The organism is Actinokineospora fastidiosa (assembly GCF_014648415.1).
Lineage (GTDB): Bacteria > Actinomycetota > Actinomycetes > Mycobacteriales > Pseudonocardiaceae > Actinokineospora > Actinokineospora fastidiosa.
In genome coordinates, this window is sequence record NZ_BMRB01000001.1 from 660,549 (window position 1) to 679,967 (window position 19,419).

20 protein-coding genes are annotated in these 19,419 nt (G+C 72.7%); 3 read left to right on the forward strand and 17 right to left on the reverse strand.

The window, feature by feature from the left end; genetic code table 11:
- Window positions 1-4: 4 nt before the first annotated feature.
- Both IEY98_RS03040 and IEY98_RS03045 read right to left on the reverse strand, forming a co-directional pair.
- Complete coding sequence (locus IEY98_RS03040; protein ID WP_189208730.1) at window positions 5-787, reverse strand: ABC transporter permease; 783 nt, start codon at window positions 785-787, stop codon at window positions 5-7.
- Window positions 784-1,710 (reverse strand): ATP-binding cassette domain-containing protein, encoded by a 927-nt coding sequence (locus IEY98_RS03045; RefSeq protein WP_189208731.1) that lies wholly within the window; start codon window positions 1,708-1,710, stop codon window positions 784-786. The genes IEY98_RS03040 and IEY98_RS03045 overlap by 4 nt, the downstream gene beginning before the upstream one ends.
- A gap of 81 nt (window positions 1,711-1,791) precedes the next feature.
- Between IEY98_RS03045 and IEY98_RS03050 the strand changes: the two genes are divergently transcribed.
- Complete coding sequence (locus IEY98_RS03050) at window positions 1,792-2,790, forward strand: endonuclease/exonuclease/phosphatase family protein (RefSeq protein WP_189208732.1); 999 nt, start codon at window positions 1,792-1,794, stop codon at window positions 2,788-2,790.
- Between the two features lie 235 nt (window positions 2,791-3,025).
- Here the strand turns inward: IEY98_RS03050 and IEY98_RS03055 are convergent, their stop codons facing one another.
- Window positions 3,026-5,569, reverse strand: a complete 2,544-nt coding sequence (locus tag IEY98_RS03055; RefSeq protein ID WP_189208733.1) for an ATP-dependent Clp protease ATP-binding subunit — start codon at window positions 5,567-5,569, stop codon at window positions 3,026-3,028.
- A gap of 332 nt (window positions 5,570-5,901) precedes the next feature.
- Here IEY98_RS03055 and IEY98_RS03060 point away from each other — a divergent pair, with 332 nt between their 5' ends.
- Window positions 5,902-6,717, forward strand: coding sequence for a (2Fe-2S)-binding protein (locus tag IEY98_RS03060; protein WP_189208734.1), 816 nt, complete (start codon window positions 5,902-5,904; stop codon window positions 6,715-6,717).
- On the opposite strand, the gene IEY98_RS03065 is transcribed toward IEY98_RS03060, so the two are convergent.
- The 3 genes from IEY98_RS03065 to lysS form a co-directional block, all read right to left on the reverse strand.
- A complete protein-coding gene (locus IEY98_RS03065) occupies window positions 6,707-7,090 on the reverse strand; it encodes a hypothetical protein (protein ID WP_189208735.1) in 384 nt (127 codons plus the stop codon). The genes IEY98_RS03060 and IEY98_RS03065 overlap by 11 nt on opposite strands.
- Before the next feature lie 165 nt (window positions 7,091-7,255).
- Entirely contained in the window at window positions 7,256-7,603 is a 348-nt protein-coding gene (locus IEY98_RS03070; protein WP_189208736.1) for a histone-like nucleoid-structuring protein Lsr2, read from the reverse strand.
- A 112-nt stretch (window positions 7,604-7,715) separates the two neighbouring features.
- Complete coding sequence (lysS, locus tag IEY98_RS03075) at window positions 7,716-9,236, reverse strand: lysine--tRNA ligase (protein WP_189208737.1); 1,521 nt, start codon at window positions 9,234-9,236, stop codon at window positions 7,716-7,718.
- Window positions 9,237-9,276: 40 nt separating this feature from the next.
- On the opposite strand from lysS, the gene IEY98_RS03080 reads away from it, so the two are divergent.
- Entirely contained in the window at window positions 9,277-10,017 is a 741-nt protein-coding gene (locus IEY98_RS03080) for a class I SAM-dependent methyltransferase (RefSeq protein WP_229786516.1), read from the forward strand.
- Here IEY98_RS03080 and IEY98_RS03085 read toward each other — a convergent pair.
- From IEY98_RS03085 to folE, 11 genes are all read right to left on the reverse strand, one after another.
- Complete coding sequence (locus IEY98_RS03085; protein WP_189208738.1) at window positions 10,014-10,790, reverse strand: type III pantothenate kinase; 777 nt, start codon at window positions 10,788-10,790, stop codon at window positions 10,014-10,016. The two genes, IEY98_RS03080 and IEY98_RS03085, sit on opposite strands and share 4 nt — an antisense overlap.
- Complete coding sequence (gene panD / locus IEY98_RS03090) at window positions 10,791-11,249, reverse strand: aspartate 1-decarboxylase (RefSeq protein ID WP_189208739.1); 459 nt, start codon at window positions 11,247-11,249, stop codon at window positions 10,791-10,793.
- Window positions 11,250-11,257: 8 nt separating this feature from the next.
- Window positions 11,258-12,121 carry a pantoate--beta-alanine ligase gene (gene panC / locus IEY98_RS03095; protein WP_189208740.1) on the reverse strand — a complete coding sequence of 288 codons (864 nt, stop codon included), beginning with the start codon at window positions 12,119-12,121 and terminating at the stop codon, window positions 11,258-11,260.
- Window positions 12,118-13,026, reverse strand: coding sequence for a Rossmann-like and DUF2520 domain-containing protein (locus tag IEY98_RS03100; protein ID WP_189208741.1), 909 nt, complete (start codon window positions 13,024-13,026; stop codon window positions 12,118-12,120). The genes panC and IEY98_RS03100 overlap by 4 nt, the downstream gene beginning before the upstream one ends.
- Window positions 13,027-13,124: 98 nt before the next feature.
- Window positions 13,125-14,219: a PrsW family intramembrane metalloprotease gene (locus IEY98_RS03105; RefSeq protein ID WP_229786742.1), complete on the reverse strand. Its 1,095-nt coding sequence runs from the start codon at window positions 14,217-14,219 to the stop codon at window positions 13,125-13,127.
- Between the two features lie 137 nt (window positions 14,220-14,356).
- Complete coding sequence (locus tag IEY98_RS03110; RefSeq protein WP_189208742.1) at window positions 14,357-16,558, reverse strand: DUF6779 domain-containing protein; 2,202 nt, start codon at window positions 16,556-16,558, stop codon at window positions 14,357-14,359.
- 46 nt (window positions 16,559-16,604) lie between these two features.
- The gene (locus tag IEY98_RS03115; RefSeq protein ID WP_189208743.1) at window positions 16,605-17,069 is read right to left on the reverse strand and encodes a DUF3180 domain-containing protein; all 465 of its coding nucleotides are present in this window, start codon (window positions 17,067-17,069) and stop codon (window positions 16,605-16,607) included.
- The gene (folK, locus tag IEY98_RS03120) at window positions 17,066-17,563 is read right to left on the reverse strand and encodes a 2-amino-4-hydroxy-6-hydroxymethyldihydropteridine diphosphokinase (protein ID WP_189208744.1); all 498 of its coding nucleotides are present in this window, start codon (window positions 17,561-17,563) and stop codon (window positions 17,066-17,068) included. The genes IEY98_RS03115 and folK overlap by 4 nt, the downstream gene beginning before the upstream one ends.
- Window positions 17,560-17,943, reverse strand: coding sequence for a dihydroneopterin aldolase (gene folB / locus IEY98_RS03125; protein ID WP_189208745.1), 384 nt, complete (start codon window positions 17,941-17,943; stop codon window positions 17,560-17,562). The genes folK and folB overlap by 4 nt, the downstream gene beginning before the upstream one ends.
- Entirely contained in the window at window positions 17,922-18,779 is an 858-nt protein-coding gene (folP, locus tag IEY98_RS03130) for a dihydropteroate synthase (protein ID WP_229786519.1), read from the reverse strand. The genes folB and folP overlap by 22 nt, the downstream gene beginning before the upstream one ends.
- The gene (folE, locus tag IEY98_RS03135) at window positions 18,776-19,399 is read right to left on the reverse strand and encodes a GTP cyclohydrolase I FolE (RefSeq protein WP_189208746.1); all 624 of its coding nucleotides are present in this window, start codon (window positions 19,397-19,399) and stop codon (window positions 18,776-18,778) included. The genes folP and folE overlap by 4 nt, the downstream gene beginning before the upstream one ends.
- Window positions 19,400-19,419: the final 20 nt, after the last annotated feature.

A 19,419-nucleotide genomic window follows, 5' to 3' on the forward strand; every position in this document is an offset into this window, starting at 1 on the left:
AACGCTAGGAGACGCGCTTGCGGTAGGCGCGCAGGGCCAGCGGGAAGAACACCGCCACCAGGCCAGCCGCCCAGAGGAACGCCCAGCCGGTGCTCGCCAGCCAGTCGCCGCCGAGCAGGAGCGCGCGGGCGGCGGTGGCCAGGTGGCTCACCGGGTTGATGTCCACCCACGCCTGCAGCCAGCCCGGCAGCGTCTCGGCGGGGACGAACACGTTGCTGCCGAACGTCAGCGGGAGCATGAACGCCACCAGGGTGCCGGGAACCGCCTGCGGCGACTTGACGAGCATGCCCACCCAGACCGAGATCCAGCACAGGCACAGCCCGAACACGATCATCAGCACGATCGCGATCAGGAACCGCGCCGGGTCGGTGGTGGCGCGGAAGCCGAGCACGTAGGCGAAGGCGATCAGGACGACCAGGGTCACCGCGAACCGGACGACGTCGGCCAGGACGGCGCCCACCAGCGGCGCCGAGCGGGCGATCGGCAGGCTGCGGAACCGGTCGAAGACGCCCTTGGTGATGTCGGTGTTCAGCGCCATGCCGGTGCCGAGGCTGGCGAAGACGATGTTCTGCACCATGATTCCCGGCAGCAGGTACTGCAGGTACTCCCCCGTGCCGCCGGAGATCGCCCCGCCGAAGAGGTAGACGAAGACGACCAGGAACAGGATGGGCTGGACCGTCACGTCCAGGAGCGACTCGGGGTTCTTCCTGATCTTGGTCAGGCCCCGGCCCGCCAGCGCGAGACCGTGCCGCAGTCCGGCCGCTGGTCCGATGTGGATAGTCGTCATGCTCGGCTCCCGGTCAGGCTGAGGAAGACCTCGTCGAGGCTCGGCAGGCGCAGGGCCAGCTCGTCGGCGGTGATCCCGGCCTCGTCCAGCTTGCGCACCACTGTGGACAGCAGGACCGGGTCGGCGACCGGGACGGTGAGGACGTGGGTGTCGGCGTCGGTGTGCGGCACGGCGCCGGTGATGTCGGACAGGATCGCCGCCACGGCGGGCACGTCCGCGGCGACGGTGGGCCGCACCTGCAGCGCCTGGGTCCCGGTCTTGCGCTTGAGCTCGTGCGGGGTCCCGGTGGCGATCACCCGGCCGTGGTCGAAGACGGTGATGAGGTCGGCCAGTTGGTCGGCCTCCTCCAGGTACTGGGTGGTCAGCAGGACCGTCACGCCCTCGTCGACCAGGCCCCGGACGATGCTCCACACCTCGTTGCGGCTGTGCGGGTCCAGTCCGGTGGTGGGCTCGTCGAGGTAGAGCACCCGCGGTCGGCCGACCAGGCTGGCGGCGAGGTCGACCCGCCGCCGCATGCCGCCGGAGTACGTCTTCACCGCCCGGTCGCCCGCCTCGGCCAGCTCGAAGCGGGCCAGCAGGTCGACGGCGCGGGCGCGGGCGTCCGGCAGGCCGAGCAGCCTGCCGATGAGCACCAGGTTCTCCCGTCCGGACAGGTCCTCGTCGACCGAGGCGTACTGCCCGGTCAGGCCGATGAGCGCGCGCACCGCCGTCGGCTCGGCGACGACGTCGTGCCCGCCGACCCTGGCCGTGCCCGCGTCGGCGCGCAGCAGGGTCGCCAGGATGCGGACGGCCGTGGTCTTGCCCGCGCCGTTCGGGCCGAGGACGCCGAGCACCTTCCCCTCGGGCACGGCCAGGTCGACCCCATCGAGGGCCGGGGTGTCGCCGTAGCGCTTCACCAGGCCCTCGGCTTCGATCGCGTACATAGAACTCCTTTCACGCGACCTCCACACTCCCCACCCGCGCTGTCAGCGCCCGCACAGCGCGCTGTCAGGCATCCTGTGGTCATGCGCACGGCCGAGATCGACGCTCCCGCCCCGGTGGAACCGCCCCGTCGCCGGAAGCGCCGGTGGGTCACGGCCCTGCTGGCGATCCCGGTGCTGGTGGTCGTCGCCGCCACGGTGATGCGGCTGGTCGGCGTCGACGGCGACCGCCACACGATGGCGGCCCTCGCGCTGACCCCGTACCTCACCGCGTTCGCCGCGTTCATCACCCTGCTGGCGCTCGTGGCGGGCAGGCGGGCGCTGATGGCCACCGCGCTCATCGCCACGGTCTCGCTGGGCTCGGTGCTGGTGCCGCGCAGCCTCGACGACGGCGCCCACACCGGCGACGGCCAGCGCATCCGGGTCATGACGGCCAACCTGCTCGTCGGCGGCGCCGACCCGACCACCCTGCTCACCCTGGCCCGGGACTCCCGGGTGGACGTCCTCGCCTTCCAGGAGCTGACCCCCGCCGCCGTGGAGGCGCTCGACGCTGCCGGGATGCGCAGGCAGTTCCCCTACCGCGTGCTGCGCGCCGAGGCGGGCGGCTCCGGCAGCGGGATCGTGGCCAAGGTGCCGCTGCGGCAGATCGTGCTGGTCGAGGAGTCCGTGCTGGAGCAGGTCGCCGTGGTCGCCGACCTCTCCGGACCGACCGACGTGGAGATCCTGTCCGTGCACGTGCTGCCCGGGGTGCACAACGCGGGCGCGTACCGGATCTGGCAGCGGGAGCTGGCCGACCTGCCGTCCCCCGACGCGGGCGGGCGCCCGCGCATCCTCGCTGGCGACTTCAACGCCACCCTCGACCACGCGGCCATGACCCGCGTCATCGACCGCGGCTACTGGGACGCCGCCGAGCTGACCGGCGAGGGCCTGCGGCCGACCTGGTCGCAGTACCCCTGGGGGCCGCCGGTCACCATCGACCACATCCTGGTCGACCGCCGCATCACCGCGACCTCACTGGCGGTCTACGACCTGCCCGGCAGCGACCACAACGCCGTCGTGGCCGAACTGGTCCTACCGCAGTAACGACGGCCCGCCAGCCGCACAGGAGCCCCCGACGCCATCGGGCGCAGCCCACAGGTGAGGTCCGTTGCCTGCCAGTCGGCCGACGGCGTTCCCGGTGGTGGCCGTCCACGACCGGCCGCCACCTCCCGCGACCCCCTCGGGTCTCCGTCGACCAAGCCGGAGTGGCCATCACTTTCGCCCGAAACGCGAACCGCCCCCCGAGGAAGTCCTCGGGGGGCGGTCGTCGTGCGTGGCGTCAGTCGGCGGACTCGGCGGAGTCCTCGCCACCGGCCGCGATCTCCACCAGCGGGGAGTCGGGGACGCTGGCGCGCTTCTCGCCGCGGAAGACGAAGCGGGCCTTGTCGGCGCTGGCCTCCTCGCCGTCCCAGCCCTCGACGTCGGTGATGATGATCTGGCCGGGCTCCAGCTCGCCGAAGAGGATCTTCTCCGAGAGCTGGTCCTCGATCTCGCGCTGGATCGTCCTGCGCAGCGGGCGGGCGCCCAGCACCGGGTCGAAACCGCGCTTGGCCAGCAGCTTCTTGGCCTTGTCGGTCAGCTCCAGAGCCATGTCCTTGTTCTTGAGCTGGGTCTCGACGCGGCCGATCATGAGGTCGACCATCTTGATGATCTGGTCCTCGGTCAGCTGGTGGAACACGATGATGTCGTCGATGCGGTTGAGGAACTCCGGCCGGAAGTGCTTCTTCAGCTCGTCGTTGACCTTGTTCTTCATCCGCTCGTAGTTCGAGCCCTGGTCGTTGCCCGAGGTGAACCCGAGGCCCACGGCCTTGGAGATGTCCTGGGTGCCCAGGTTCGAGGTGAAGATGATCACCGTGTTCTTGAAGTCGACCGTGCGGCCCTGGCCGTCGGTCAGGCGACCGTCCTCCAGCACCTGCAGGAGGGTGTTGTAGACCTCCTGGTGGGCCTTCTCGATCTCGTCGAACAGCACGACCGAGAACGGCTTGCGGCGCACCTTCTCGGTGAGCTGGCCGCCCTCCTCGTAGCCGACGTACCCGGGGGGCGCGCCGAAGAGCCGCGAGGCGGTGTAGCGGTCGTGGAACTCGCCCATGTCGATCTGGATGAGCGCGTCGTCCTCGCCGAACAGGAAGTTCGCCAGCGCCTTTGACAGCTCGGTCTTACCGACACCGGACGGGCCGGCGAAGATGAACGAGCCGGACGGGCGCTTGGGGTCCTTCAGACCGGCGCGGGTGCGGCGGATCGCCTGGGAGACGGCCTTGACGGCGTCCTCCTGGCCGATGATGCGCTTGTGGAGCTCGTCCTCCATGCGCAGCAGCCGGGAGGTCTCCTCCTCGGTCAGCTTGAACACCGGGATGCCGGTCCAGTTCGCCAGCACCTCGGCGATCTGCTCGTCGTCGACCTCGGCGACGACGTCGAGGTCGCCGTCCTTCCACTGCTTCTCCCGCTCGGCCTTCTGGCCCAGCAGCTGCTTCTCGGTGTCGCGCAGCTTCGCGGCCCGCTCGAAGTCCTGCGCGTCGATCGCCGACTCCTTCTCCCGGCGCACGTCGGCGATCTTCTCGTCGAACTCGCGCAGGTCCGGCGGCGCGGTCATCCTGCGGATGCGCATGCGCGCGCCCGCCTCGTCGATGAGGTCGATCGCCTTGTCCGGCAGGTAGCGGTCGTTGATGTAGCGGTCGGCCAGGGTCGCGGCGGCCACCAGGGCGGCGTCGGTGATCGTGACGCGGTGGTGCGCCTCGTACCGGTCGCGCAGGCCCTTGAGGATCTCGATGGTGTGCTCCAGCGACGGCTCGCCCACCTGGATCGGCTGGAAGCGGCGCTCCAGGGCCGGGTCCTTCTCGACGTACTTGCGGTACTCGTCGAGGGTGGTCGCGCCGATGGTCTGCAGCTCGCCGCGGGCCAGCATCGGCTTGAGGATGGAGGCCGCGTCGATGGCGCCCTCGGCCGCGCCCGCGCCGACGAGGGTGTGGATCTCGTCGATGAACAGGATGATGTCGCCGCGGGTCTTGATCTCCTTGAGCACCTTCTTCAGGCGCTCCTCGAAGTCACCGCGGTAGCGGGAACCGGCGACCAGCGAGCCCAGGTCGAGGGTGTAGAGCTGCTTGTCCTTGAGCGTCTCGGGCACCTCGCCCTTGACGACCATCTGCGCGAGCCCCTCGACGACGGCGGTCTTGCCGACGCCGGGCTCGCCGATGAGGACCGGGTTGTTCTTGGTGCGGCGGGACAGCACCTGCATGACCCGCTCGATCTCCTTGGTCCGGCCGATGACCGGGTCCAGCTTGCCCTCGCGGGCGGACGCGGTGAGGTTGCGGCCGAACTGGTCGAGCACCAGGGACGACGACGGCGTGCCCTCGCCCCGGCCGCCGGTCTCGGCGGCCTCCTTGCTGGTCTGGTAGCCCGACAGGAGCTGCAGGACCTGCTGGCGGACCCGGTTGAGGTCGGCGCCGAGCTTGACCAGCACCTGGGCGGCCACGCCCTCGCCCTCGCGGATGAGGCCGAGCAGGATGTGCTCGGTGCCGATGTAGTTGTGGCCGAGCTGCAGCGCCTCGCGCAGCGACAGCTCCAGCACCTTCTTGGCCCTCGGGGTGAACGGGATGTGCCCGCTGGGCGCGTGCTGCCCCTGGCCGATGATCTCCTCGACCTGCTGGCGCACGCCCTCGAGGGCGATCCCCAACGACTCCAGCGCCTTGGCGGCGACACCCTCACCCTCGTGGATCAGACCCAGGAGGATGTGCTCGGTGCCGATGTAGTTGTGGTTGAGCATCCGGGCCTCTTCCTGGGCCAGGACGACCACCCGCCTCGCGCGGTCGGTGAACCTCTCGAACATTCTCACTCCCTGACTGCTGCGCCGGCGGCCCTTCTCCACCCCTTCGTAGTGGATTCAGCACCGTGGGACCACTGTAGTAGGCCGGGCTGCCACGCTCAGTGCCGCGAGCGGCTCAACATGGCAACATCAGCCGGACGGAGGCCCCGTCACCCTGGATAACGTGCGGTGACCGGTCTGGATTCCGCTGTCCGCTCTCCGCGAACAGTCGCTGTCGTCCCGACTGTGGGCTATCCCACCCCGACCGCGACAGGCGCGTTTCAGGGCTGCTGGGTAAGGTTAGGCATGCCTTATCAGTCGGCCGGGCTCCGGGACGCGCGCGAACGGCGCCGTCGATGACCCTCGACTACAGCATCCGCCCCGCGGCGCGGTCCGGCCATCGGACGTTGCCGGAATCACTCTCCGTGCTCAACGGGCGGCAGGACCGGGTCGAGGTCCGCTACGGGCTGCCCGCCGAGCCGGGCTGGGTGACCTGCGGCAGCGTCCTGGCCACCCCCGACGCGTTCGGCCGCTGGCGGGCCTCGCTCGCGCGCTGGCTGCGCGACCAGTACGACGACGCCCCGGACCAGACGACCGCCGGGTACGTCATGACGTGGTACCTCGGCGTCCCGGCCTACGTCGGCGCGCTGCTGTTCCACCACGAGCGCCGGGTGCCGTCGCTGCGCCCGGCCGACCTGGCCTTCCGCACCGCCTACCCCCGCCCGCACCCGGGCTCGGTCGCGGTGCTCTCCCCCGCCTTCGCCTGCCTGCCGGACGACCCGGCGGCCGGGCGGCCCGACGTCGTGGTGGCCCCCGACGACGCCGCCCTGGCCGCGGTCCTGCGCGGGCGCTTCATCGCCCACGCCAAACGGTTCGTCGACGTGTACGCGCCGCAGGTGCGCCTCGGCAGGCGCACGCTCTGGGCCGCGGCGACCGACGCCCTGGACAGCGCGCTGTGGCAGGCAGGCCGCTGCGGCGGCGACGCGGGCGCGGGCGCGCTCGACGCCGCGCTGGTGCTCGAGGACGGCGTGAAGCCGCTCACCTCGGGCTCGACCATGCGGACCGTCGACGGCGAGTGGACCCGCAGGCGGGAGAGCTGCTGCTTCCACTACCTGCTGGAGCGGGGCGAGGGCGCGTGCGGCACCTGCCCCCGCGTGCTGCCTAGGCGTTAGGCGGGCCGTACGGGCCCTGCGGGTACGGCTGCGGGCCGGTCGGGGGTCCGTAGCCGCCGTACGGCGCGGGCTGGGCGACCTGCTTGGGCCTGGGCGAGGCCATGCCGTTCATCGCGGCGGCGCCGACCATGATCCCGATGCCCGAGAGCCCGACGGCCGCCGCCGAGATCGCCTCGGTCTGGTAGACCGCCATGGTGCCGCAGCCGGGGCTGGGGACGTCGGAGTAGCCGCCGGCGCCGTCCTGGACCTCGGTCATGTAGCAGCGGGCGTCCGCGTCGTCGTGCGTCATGCCCGCCATCACCGCCGCGATGACACAGGCGGCGAGGCCCGTGAGGATGAGCAAGCCCTGGACAATGCGGACCACGATCGTCATGCGGCAGAAACTAGCGGACCGGCATCACCGTCGTGGCCGGTTGCGACAACCCGCGATCACCGGACCCGGTGACGCCGCGCACACCATTCCGCGAGTCCACCCGACGATCGGGTGAATGCAACAAGGGCCGCCGCGGAGTGCGGCGGCCCTTAAGCCGGTCGGCGCTTAGGCCTGCTCGTTGTAGGCGTCGAGGACCTCCGAGGGGATTCGGCCCCGGTCGGACACCTTCATGCCCTGCTTGCGCGCCCACTCGCGAATTGCCTGGTTCTGCTCGCGGTCGGCCGAGGCCGTGCGCGGCGCGCGGCCAGCGGCCGCCTTGCCGACGGGGCGCTTGCGGCCGCCGGAACGGCGGGCGTGGTCGACGAAGTCGGACAGGGCCGAACGCAGGCGCTCGGCATTCTTGCTGGACAGATCGATCTGATAGGTCGCCCCGTCGAGTGCGAACTCCACGGTCTCCTCGGCCTCGGAACCGTCGATGTCGTCGACGAGCGAAACCGTGACCTTCTGCGCCATAGCGCCTCCCTCAGGCTGAAATGTGCCGGCTCAGCGAGCGTCTCGGCCACCAGTAGAAATACTCCCTGGGGGCAGGCTAGCGCAAATCAGCGGGAATGTGTTAGACCGGGGTTCATTCGGGGCGGACGAGGGGGAACAGGATGGTCTCCCGGATGCCGAGCCCGGTCAGGGCCATCAGCAGCCGGTCAATGCCCATTCCGACGCCGCCGCTCGGTGGCATTCCGTACTCCAACGCGCGCAGAAAGTCCTCATCGAGGCGCATCGCCTCGTCGTCGCCGGATGCCGCGCGCCTGCCCTGCTCGGTCAGCCGCCGCCGTTCCTCGACCGGATCCACCAACTCCGAGTAGCCGGTGGCCAACTCGAAACCGCGGACGTAGAGGTCCCACTTTTCGGCCACGCCCGGCTTGGACCGGTGTTCACGCGTCAGCGGTGAGGTCTCGACGGGGAAATCCCGAACAAAAGTCGGCGCGTGCAGGTGATCGCCGACCAGATGCTCCCAGAGCTCCTCGACCAGCTTGCCGTGGCCGAGCGCCGGGTCGTGCTCCAGGCCGACGGCGGCCGCGTGCTTGCGCAGCTCGTCGACGCCGGTCTCCGGGGTGACCTCGGCTTCCAGCGCCTCCGACAGCGACCCGTACATGGTCAGCGTCGTCCACTCGCCGGACAGGTCGTACTCCGAGCCGTCGTCGAGGGTGACGACCTCGCCGCCGAAGACCGAGCGGGCCGCCTCCTGGATCAGCTCGCGGGTCATGGCCGCGTTGGTGTCGTAGGTGGCGAACGCCTCGTAGAACTCCAGCATCGCGAACTCGGGCGAATGCGAGGAATCACTGCCCTCGTTGCGGAAGTTGCGGTTGATCTCGAAGACCTTGTCGATGCCGCCGACCACACAGCGCTTGAGAAACAGCTCGGGGGCGATCCGCAGGTACAGATCCATGCTCATCGCGTTGGAGTGCGTCACGAACGGGCGGGCCGAGGCGCCGCCGTGCAGGGTCTGCAGCATGGGGGTCTCCACCTCCAGGAAACCCCGGGCGTGGAAAGACTCGCGCAGCGACCGCACAACCGCCGAACGGACCCTTACCGTCTCGCGGGCCTCGGGCCGCACGATGAGGTCGACATAGCGCTGCCTAATACGCGTTTCCTCGCCCAGCGGCTTGTGCGCGACGGGCAGCGGGCGCAGCGACTTGGCCGCCATTCCCCACTCGTCGGCGAGCACCGACAGCTCGCCGCGCCGGGAGGTGATCACCTCGCCGGTGACGAATACGTGGTCGCCAAGATCGACATCGGCCTTCCATGCGGAAAGGGCGTCCTCGCCGACGTTGTTCAGGCTCAGCATGGCCTGCAGTTCGGTTCCGTCGCCTTCGCGCAAGGTGGCGAAGCACAGCTTGCCGGTGTTGCGCAGGAACATGACCCGGCCGACCACGGACACCTTGTCGCCGGTGGCGGTGTCGGCGGGCAGATCGGAATAGGCGGCGCGCACTTCGGCCAGCGAGTGGGTGCGCGGCACTTCGACCGGGTACGGCGAGACACCGGCGGCGAGCATTCGCTCCCGCTTCTCCCGCCGAATCCGCATCTGCTCGGGCAGGTCGTCGACGTCGGGGGTGGTCTCCTCGTTCACGGCGCAAGGGTACGAGGGCATCCCCGCGAGGTCACAACCGGTATTGCCTTACGGTTGTCCGGTGGACGATCCGCAGATGCGCGCGACCAGAGCGGGTTCATTCGGCGCCAATGCCGCGACCTACGCCGAGCACCGGCCGGACTACCCGGCCGAGGCTGTCGAATGGGTCATCGGCGACCGCACCAGGGTGCTCGACCTCGGCGCGGGCACCGGCAAGCTGACCGAGCGCCTGCTCGACCTGGGGGTGGACGTCACCGCGGTCGAGCCGGACCCGCAGATGCGGGCCGAGCTGACCCGGCGGCTGCCGGACGTGCCGACGATGGACGGGCGGGCCGAGCGGATCCCGCTGCGCGACGCCTCGGTGGACGCCGTGGTCGCGGGCCAGTCGTTCCACTGGTTCAACAACCCCGAGGCGCTGGCCGAGATCACCAGGGTGCTGCGCCCCGGCGGGGTCTTCGGCGCGCTGTGGATCGCCGACGACGACCGCGTGCCGTGGGTGCGGACGCTGGTCGAGCTGACCGCGTCGAGCGTGGGCGACCCGGCGCGGCGGCGCGAGCGGCACGTGCCCGAGCACGACCTGCTCGGCGACGCCGAGGCGAAGGACTTCAAGCACCAGCAGGTGCGCACGGTGGACTCGATGGTGGAGTCGCTGCGCACCTACTCCCACATCGCCGTGGCCCCGGAGGCCGAGCGGGCGGAGATCCTGGCCAGGGCCAGGGAGTACCTGTCGGGGCTGCCGGACTCGCGCGGGGTGTTCGTGCGGCCGCTGATCTGCGAGGCGATCAGGGCCATCCGGATCTAGCGCTGGTTGCGCTCGTAGACCAGGCGCAGACCCAGCAGGGTCAGGTCGGGGCGGTGGTGGTCGATGGTCGCCGACTCGTCGACCACCAGCGGGGCCAGTCCGCCGGTGGCGATGACGGTCATCGGGCCGTCGTGGCCCTGCCGGGCCAGCTCGCGGCGGATGCGGGTGACGATGCCGTCGATCTGGCCAGCGAACCCGTACATGATCCCCGACTGCAGGCACTCCACCGTGTTCTTGCCGATCACCGAGCGCGGGCGGACGACGTCGACCTTGCGCAGCGCGGCGGCGTGCGTGGCCAGGGCGTCCATGGAGATCTCGATGCCCGGCATGAACACCCCGCCGAGGAACTCGCCCTTGGCCGAGATGACGTCGATGTTGGTCGACGTGCCGAAGTCGACCACCGCGCACGCGGTGTTGAACAGGTGGTGGGCGGCCAGCGTGTTCACCACCCGGTCGGCGCCGACCTCCTTGGGGTTGTCCACCAGCAGCGGCACCCCTGTCCGCACGCCCGGCTCGACCACCACGCGGGGCACGCGGCCGTGGTACTTGCCCAGCATGGCGCGCAGTTCCCGCAGCACCGTCGGCACGGTCGACAGCGCGGAGATGGCGGTGACCTCGTCGGCGTGCGGGCCGAGCAGGCCGCGCAGCGACAGGTCGAGCTCGTCGGCGGTGATGCGCGCGTCGGTGCGGGTGCGCCAGTCGCGCACCAGCTCCTTGCCGTCGAACAGGCCGAAGGCGGTGTTGGTGTTGCCGACGTCGATGGCCAGGAGCACTTAGACCTCGGCGGCCAGGAGCGCGTCCAGCTTGGCGGCGTCGTCGGTCTCGGAGGTGGCCCCGCTCTTGAGGCCCGAGCCCTCGGGGGCGTGGGCGGCGTCCGCGCCGAGGTGCGCGATCCTGTTGTCGGCGTCGACGAAGACCACGCGCGGCTGGTAGGCGGCGGCCTCCGCGGAGTCCATCAGGCCGTAGGCGATGAGGATGACGATGTCGCCGGGGTGCACCAGGTGCGCGGCGGCGCCGTTGATGCCGATGACCCCGCTGTCGCGCTCGCCCTCGATGACGTAGGTCTCCAGGCGGGCGCCGTTGGTGACGTCGACGATGGCGACCTGCTCGCCGGGCAGCAGGTCGGCGGCCTCCATCAGCACCGGGTCGATGGTCACCGAGCCGACGTAGTGCAGGTCGGCCTGGGTCACGGTGGCGCGGTGGATCTTGGACTTGAGCATCGTGCGGAACATGGTCTCCCCTAACCGAGCAGGACCGGGACGTTGTCGATGAGTCGGGTGCGGCCGAGCCGGGCGGCCACCAGCAGGCGGGCGTCGCCGTCGGCCGGGGCGGGGCCGAGGTCGGGCGACCGCAGTTCCAGGTAGTCGACGGACAGGTCGGGGGTCTGGTCGAGGACGGCCCGCGCGGCGTCGATGACGGCCGCCGCTCCCTGGGCGCTGACGTGCGCGCCCGCCGCGAGGGCCGCGGACAGGGTCACGGCCGCCTGGCGCTGCGCGTCGTCGAGGTAGGCGTTGCGGGAGGACAGGGCCAGGCCGTCGGGCTCGCGCACCGTCGGCACGCCGATGACGGCGACCTCCATGTCGAGGTCCTTCACCATGCGCTTGATCAGGTTGAGCTGCTGGTAGTCCTTCTCACCGAACAGAGCGTAGTCGGGGCGGACGATGTTGAACAGCTTGTTGACCACAGTGAGCACGCCCGCGAAGTGCCCCGGCCGGACCGCGCCCTCCAGCTCGTCGCCCAGGGGTCCCGGGTGGACGGTGGTGGTCGCGCCCTCGGGGTACATGTCCTCCCGAGTCGGCGTGAAGACCAGCTCGACGCGCTCGTCGGCGCAGACGTCGAGGTCGGTCTCCAGTGGACGCGGGTAGCGGTCGAAGTCCTCGCCCGCGCCGAACTGCAGCGGGTTCACGAAGATCGAGGCGACGAGCACCGTGTTCGGGAGGCGGCGGGCGTGGCGCAGCAGCGCGCGGTGGCCGTCGTGCAGGGCGCCCATGGTCGGCACGAACGCGATCTTGCGCCCGGTCGCCCGCAGGGCGCGGGTGACCCTGGCCAGCTCGGCCGGTCCACTGTGGACGTGCAGCTTGCCCGGCGTGAACACGGGTGTCATGGGTGGCCCTCTTCGGTGTCGATGGCGGCGGTGACGTCGTCGGTCAGGTCGGCGCGCAGCAGCCCGGACGCGGCGGCGCGCTGCGCGGTGCGGCGCGCCATGGCGCGGTAGGCGGGGAGCATGGCGGGGGCGTGCTCGGAGAGGACCCGGACGTGCTTGCGCACGGTGCCCGCGTCGCCTCGGGCGACCGGGCCGGTGAGGGCGCGGTCGCCGTGGCGCAGGGCGTTGTCGAGCGCGGCGGACAGCAGGGGGCCGAGCAGGCGCTCCGGCGTGCCGACGCCGGTTCCCTTGAGCAGGTCCGCGGCCTCGGCGACCAGCGTGACCAGGTGGTTCGCCCCGTGCGCGAGCGCGGTGTGGTACAGCGGGCGGGCGCTCTCCGGGACCCGGACGGGCTCGCCGCCCATCTCCACGACCAGCGCCTCGGCGACGTTCCACGCGGCGTCGTCGCCGTCGGCGGCGGTGACGCCGAAGCAGCAGGCGGCGATGCGCTCCAGGTCCTCCGGCCTGCCGGTGAACGTCATCGCCGGGTGCAGCGCGAGGCCGAGCGCGCCCAGCTCGGCGGCGGGCGCGAGGACGTCGACGCCGTACGCGCCGGAGGTGTGCACGACGATCTGGCCCGCCCGCAGCGCGCCCGCGGCGGCCAGGCCGCGCACGGTGCCGGGCAGCGCGTCGTCGGGGAGGGCGAGCAGCACCAGGTCCGCGGCGGCCGCGACCTCGTCCGGCGGGGCGACGGGGGCCTCGGGCAGCAGGGTCTCGGCGCGCAGCAGCGAGGCGCGGGAGACGCCGGAGGCGCCCGAGACGGTGTGCCCCGCCCTGGCCAGGGCAGCGCCGAGCACGGCGCCCACCCGGCCCGCTGAGACGACTCCGACCGCCAACCTGGCTGGCCGGGTCTGACCGGCGTCCATGACAAGTCCCTTCGTTCCAGTCCCGCGTTCGCGGGTACCAGACGACGGCGCGAGCGTAACCGCCCGTTACCGGCCGGGTGGCGGCCAGGTGACCAGGTTCACCGGGCGGAGGCGCGCACGGCGGCCTGCCGCGTGGCCCGCACCACGGCCACCAGGTGGCTCTCGCTGACGTCGTGCCTGCCGGTCGCGCCCTGCGCGGCGGCGTGGCGCAGGAAGGCCAGCTCGCTGACGGCGGCGTGGTACTCGGCCATGAGCCCGGCGGCGGCGCGGCCGGAGCGGGCCCGCACGCGCTTGCGCCACTTGCGGCGGGCGTCGAGGCGGGCGAGCGCCTCGACCTCGTTGTCGAGGATCAGGTTCTCGGCGACCATGCCGGGCAGGGCTGCGGCGATGATCCGCTGTTCGCGGCGGCGGTGCCAGGTGATGAACCAGACCGCGAGGGCGAACAGCGGCACCATCACGAGGAAGTAGACGGTGAGGAAGGCGGTGCCCCCGCCGAGGGTCGCCGCTCCGTTCCACGCCGCGTGCAGCACGACCGCGGCGACGTATCCGCCGACCAGGCCGACGACCCCGCGCTTCGGCGACCGCGCGGCCAGGCCGATCCCGATGCCGATGCACGCGGTGAACAGCGGGTGGGTGAACGGGGAGAGCACGCCGCGCAGGATGAAGGCGGTGATCACGCCGGGGGAGGTGCCGTCGCCGATGCCGTACTCGGCGAAGGCGCGGCCGAAGTAGTAGATGTTCTCGGTGAAGGCGAACCCGGCCGCGACGAGTCCGGCGTAGACGATGCCGTCGATGACGCCGTCGAACTCGTGGCGCAGGAACAGGTAGATGCCGTAGACGAAGGCGCCCTTGACGAACTCCTCGAACAGCGGCGCGGACACCATCGCGCTGATGGTGTCGCCGTTGCCCTTGCCCAGCAGCATGTCGCCCACCGCCTCGGCGGTGTTGTTGATGAGCAGCGCGGTGATGGCGGCCACGCACGCGCCCCACCCGAAGGCGAGCCAGAGCAGCCGCGCGGGCTCGGGCTCCCACCGGTCGATCCACAGGAACGCCGCGACGACGGGCCCGACGGGCAGCAGCGCGGCCAGGATGCCGACGAGCTCGGCCTGCAACCCCACCCGCGCGGTGCTGACGGCGAGCAACGCCATTCCGCAGACGGCCAGCGCCAGCAGCCCCACCACGGGCAGCAGCACCGTCTTGCGCCGCGGCGTGTGCCGCTGCAGCTGATCTTCGGACACGGGCCTGATAGTAGGGGCGGACGGTCAGCCCAGTCCCGGCCACGGCGCGCACGGGCGTATCCGGATTTCACTGGATCGGGCGAAAACCGCCGTCAGTCCTCGTCCCGCCTGCGCCTGCGCCGCGGCGTGGAACCGCCGTGGGCGGCCAGCAACTCGGCGACGGAGGTGCCTTCCGCGTGCGTGCCCTCACCCTCCGCCGCGCGGCCACCGGGACCGGCCACCTCGGACTCCACGGCCCGGTGCCCCGCTGGCGGGAACACCCCGGACTCCGCGGCGCGCTTGCCCCGAGCGGGCGGGAACACCGCCGACTCCGCGGCCCGCTTACCGCGAGCGGGCGGGAACACCCCGGACTCGGCGGCCCGCTTGCCCCGCGCCGCTTCCCCCGCCTGGCCCCGGGCCGCGGGCGGGAACACACCGGACTCCGCCGCCCGCTTCCCCCGAGCACCATCGCCGCCCGGGAGGCCACCACGGCCGCCGTCGCCCGCAGGCGGGAAGACCCCCGACTCCGCCGCACGCCTCCCCCGCGCGGCCTCAGCCGCGGGTGGGAACACCCCCGACTCGGCCGCCCGCTTCCCCCGCGCCGCCTCACCCTCGGCCCGATAACCCGCACCGTTGGCAGGCGGGAACACCCCGGATTCCGCGGCACGCCTGCCATGCGCCCCCACCGAACCGCCCCGCCCGGCCTCACCAGCAGGCGGGAAAACACCCGACTCCACCGCCCGCTTCCCCCGAGCGACCTCACCCGCCCCACGCCCAGCGTCCGCAGCGGACGGGAACGCCCCCGACTCCGCCACACGCCTGCCATGCGCACCACCCTGACCCGCGTCGCCCGCAGGCGGGAAAACGCCGGACTCCACCGCGCGCCTACCGTGCGCACCACCCTGACCCGCGTCGCCCGCAGGCGGGAAAACGCCGGACTCCACCGCGCGCCTACCGTGCGCACCACCCTGACCCGCGTCGCCCGCAGCCGGGAAAACGCCGGACTCGATCGCGCGCTTGCCTCGGGCGGGCGCGTCCGCCGGGGTCCCACGGCCTGCCTCGGGCGGGAACTCCGCGCCGCGCCTGGCTCGGGCGGGCTCGCTCGCGGGCGGGAAGACCCCGGACTCCGCCGCGCGCTTGCCTCGGGCGGGCTCGGGCTGCGCAGCGCCGGACTGGCGCACCGAGGGCATCACCGCCGAGTCCACGGCGCGGCGGCCGCGGACCGCCTCTTCCGGTGAGGAGACTGACTCCTCCCCCGGCCGCCGGGAGATCACCCGGGGCGGGGCGCTGCGGTCGGCCGGGACGGGGCGCGCGCCGTGCTGGGTCGGGCTCTCGACCGGGCGCACGCCCTGCCGGGTGGCCTCGGCGTCGGCGCGGCCGCCCGCGGGCCGGGCGGCCGGGCGGGCATCCTGCTCGGACTCCTGGCGGCGCCGCTGCGCGTCGGCGTCCGGCCTGCCCCGCTGGTAGGCCTCCCCCGGCGCGCCCTCCGGGTGGGGCCTGCCCACCCGCTCCTCCGGCCGGACGCGCTGGCCCGGGTAGGCGTCCGCGCGGCCCGGCTCGGAGGCCTGGGCCTCCGCGCGCGGACGCACCGGGCGGCCGACCTCGGTGCGCGGGTCCGCCCCGCCGTCGAGCCGGGCGGCGACGCCGGGCTCCTCGCGGCGGCGGGCCGGGTCGGCGGGGCGGCCACGCGTCGGGGTGCGGGGGCGGCGGTGCTCGCCGGTCTCCCACGACGGCGTCCAGGTCGGATCGATCGGGCGGCTGCTCGGCGTGTCCTCCAGCCAGGGCTCCCGCACGCGCTCGATCATGTCGGTCTTCGGGTCCCCGGCCGCGGCCGCGATGCGCTTGACCGGCTCGGAGCGGCCCTCCACTGCCTGCGCGCGCATGCGGGTCGCCTCGGCGTGCAGCGCGATGCGCTCGACGAGCACCTCGCCGCCGAGGAGCAGTTCGAGGTGCTCGCGCATGGCCTTCAGCTCGGCGCGCAGTTCGGCCAGGTCGTCGCGGGAGCGGTCGTCGGCGGCGGCGCGGGCCTCCGCGGCGGCGGTGAGCTCGAACTCGCGGCGGGCGGCGATCTCGCGCTCCAGCTCCAGCTCGTAGACGCGCTGGGCCTGCTCGGCCTCCTCGGCCCGGTCCGCCGACTGTCTGCGGTAGCGGACGGCGAGGAACGCCCCGGCCAGCGCGGCCCACAGGGCGGCGACCACGCCGAGGCGCATCCAGCGCAGCGAGTCGCTCAGCACGAGGACGGCGGTCGCGCCCGCCGCCAGCGCGAGAGCGGCCAGGAAGAGCAGCCGCGGGAGGTTGTCGTTCCGGCCGGTCATGCAGCACACCGTACCCGGCCGTTACCTCCGCGAGACCAAACGGATGTCACACCGCGTCTCGACGCTGGTCATCGGGGTCGCGCGGGGCGCGGCAGCAGGACTCCAGCCACAGCGCCGCGGCGATCAGGACCGCCGCGCTCACCGCCCCGATCACCGCGCTCGGGATGTCCGACCGGGCCGCCTCGACCCGGGCGCTCTCCGGCACCACGTACGCCAGCACCGCGGCCCACGCGCCCAGCATGATCGAGCCCAGCAGCGAGGACGCCTTCGCCAGCGCGAGCGCCCGCGCCGCGGTGATCGGCTGCAGCGGCCTGCCCGACGACGTGCGCCGCACCCGCCCGCGCAGCACGTACCCGAACACCACCTCGACGACGGCCAGCACCAGCAGCGTGACCCCGGCGAACGTCGGCAGCGGCGGCAGCTCGCCGTACAGCAGCCGGATGAACAGGTACAGCGCGACCGCCGTGACCAGCCCGGCGGGCACCAGGTCCGACGCCTTGGTGAACCTCACCCGGCCGCCTTCCGCAGGTCGATGTCCGGCCGGGCGCGCACGCCCGCGGTGTCCAGCAGCGCCAGCAGCTCCCGCGCCGATCCCCGCCCGGGCACGACGGCGTCGGGCTCGACGTCCAGCCACGGGATCAGCACGGTCGCGCGCTCGGCGGTCCCCGGGTGCGGCAGCAGCAGGTCGGGGTGGTCGCTGCGCACGCCGTCGACGGTCACCACGTCCACGTCCAGCGTCCTTGGCCCCCAGCGCTGCTCCCGCACGCGCCCGGCGGCCTGCTCCAGCGCCTGGCCCCGGCGCAGCCACGTCCACTCGTCGGCGTCCTCGTCGGAGACGATGAGCACCGCGTTGAGGAAGTCCGGCTGGTCCGTCACGCCCCACGGCGCCGTCTCGTACACCGGGGACACGGCCACCAGCACGTCCGCGAACCCCGCCACGGCCGCACGCAGGTGCGCCGCCCGGTCCCCCAGATTGGACCCCAGCGACAGCACCGCCCGGCTCATGAACCCGCCCCGCGCGCCGACTTGCGCGAGCGCCGGACGGTCACCGCGACATCGGCGAACGACAGCGGGATCGGCGCGCTCGGCTTGTGCACGGTCACCTCGACGGCGAGCACGCGCTCGTCGGCCATCTCGGTCTCGGCGATCTCCGCGGCCACGGTCTCGATCAGGTCCCTCGGCGGCCCGGCGACCACGGCGGCGGCCCGCTCGGCGAGTTCGCCGTAGTGCACGGTGTGGGCGAGGTCGTCGGTCTCGGCCGCCTGCCGCAGGTCCAGCCACAGGGTGATGTCGACGACGAAATCCTGCCCGTCGCGGCGCTCGTGCTCGAAGACGCCGTGGCGCCCGCGCACCCGCAGCCCGGTCAGCGCGATCCGATCGGCCATGACACCCCCTTCGGCGTCCCGCCCATGGCGGCGGCCACGGTGACCGCGTCGAGCGAGCGCCCCACGTCGTGCACCCGCACGCCCCACGCCCCCGCCATGGCGACGAGCGCGGAGATGGCGGCGGTCGCGTCCTCCCGGCCGTCGGAGGGCCGGGCGACGCCGTCCCTGGCCAGCAGCGCGCCGAGGAACCGCTTGCGCGACGCCCCGACCAGCACGGGGAAGCCCAGGTCGAGCAGGGTGTCCAGGGACCGCAGCAGCGCCCAGTTGTGGTCGGCGTTCTTGGCGAACCCCAGCCCAGGGTCGAGCACGATCGCCGACTCGACGACCCCGGCGTCCAGGGCGTCGTCCACCCGCGCGCGCAGCTCGTCGCGCACCTCGGCGACGACGTCGCCGTAGGTGGCCAGCGACTGCATGTCCCGGCTGTGCCCGCGCCAGTGCATCAGCACCCACGGCACCCCCGCGGAGGCCACCACGCGCGCCATCTGCGGGTCGGCCAGCCCGCCCGAGACGTCGTTGACGATCGAGGCGCCCGCGGCCAGTGCCGCCTCGGCGACCCGCGCCCTGGTGGTGTCCACGCTGATCACCACGCCCGCGGTCGCCAGTTCGGCGATCACCGGCACGACCCGGGCGATCTCGGTCTCCGCGTCGACGCGGTCCGCGCCCGGGCGCGTGGACTCCCCGCCCACATCGATGACGTCCGCGCCGCGCTCCCACATGGCCACGCCGTGCGCGATGGCGTCGTCGAGGCCGAGGTAGCGGCCGCCGTCGGAGAAGGAGTCGGGGGTGACGTTGAGGACGCCCACCACCGCGCAGCGGCCGGGTGCGGGCAGCGTCACCGGGTCCGCCCGTTGATCAGCTCGATCGCCTCGGCCCGCGACGACGGCGCGGTCTTGAGCAGCCCGCGCAGCGCCGAGGTCGTGGTGCGCGCGCCGGGCTTGCGGATGCCGCGCATCGCCATGCACAGGTGCTCGGCCTCGATCACCACGATCGCCCCGCGCGGGGTCAGCTTGCGCATGAGCGCGTCGGCGATCTGCGAGGTCAGCCGCTCCTGCACCTGCGGGCGGCGGGCGTAGAGGTCGACCAGGCGGGCCAGCTTGGACAGCCCGGTCACCTGGCCGCGCTCGTTCGGGATGTACCCGACGTGGGCCACCCCGTGGAACGGCACCAGGTGGTGCTCGCAGGTGGAGTACATCGGGATGTCGGTGACCAGGACCAGCTCGTCGTGGCTCTCGTCGAAGGTCTTGTCCAGCACCGCGTCCGGCTCGGTGTAGAGCCCGGCGAACAGCTCCCGGTACGCGCGCGCCACCCGCGCGGGGGTCTCCAGCAGGCCCTCGCGGTCGGGGTCCTCGCCGCAGGCGAGCAGCAGTTCGCGGACGGCCTTCTCGGCCCGGTCGGGATCGAAAGCGGCGAGCGGGACCGGGTGGTTCCCGCCCGCCTGCTTCGCGGTATCACTCATCGCCAGTCTCCGAGATTGTC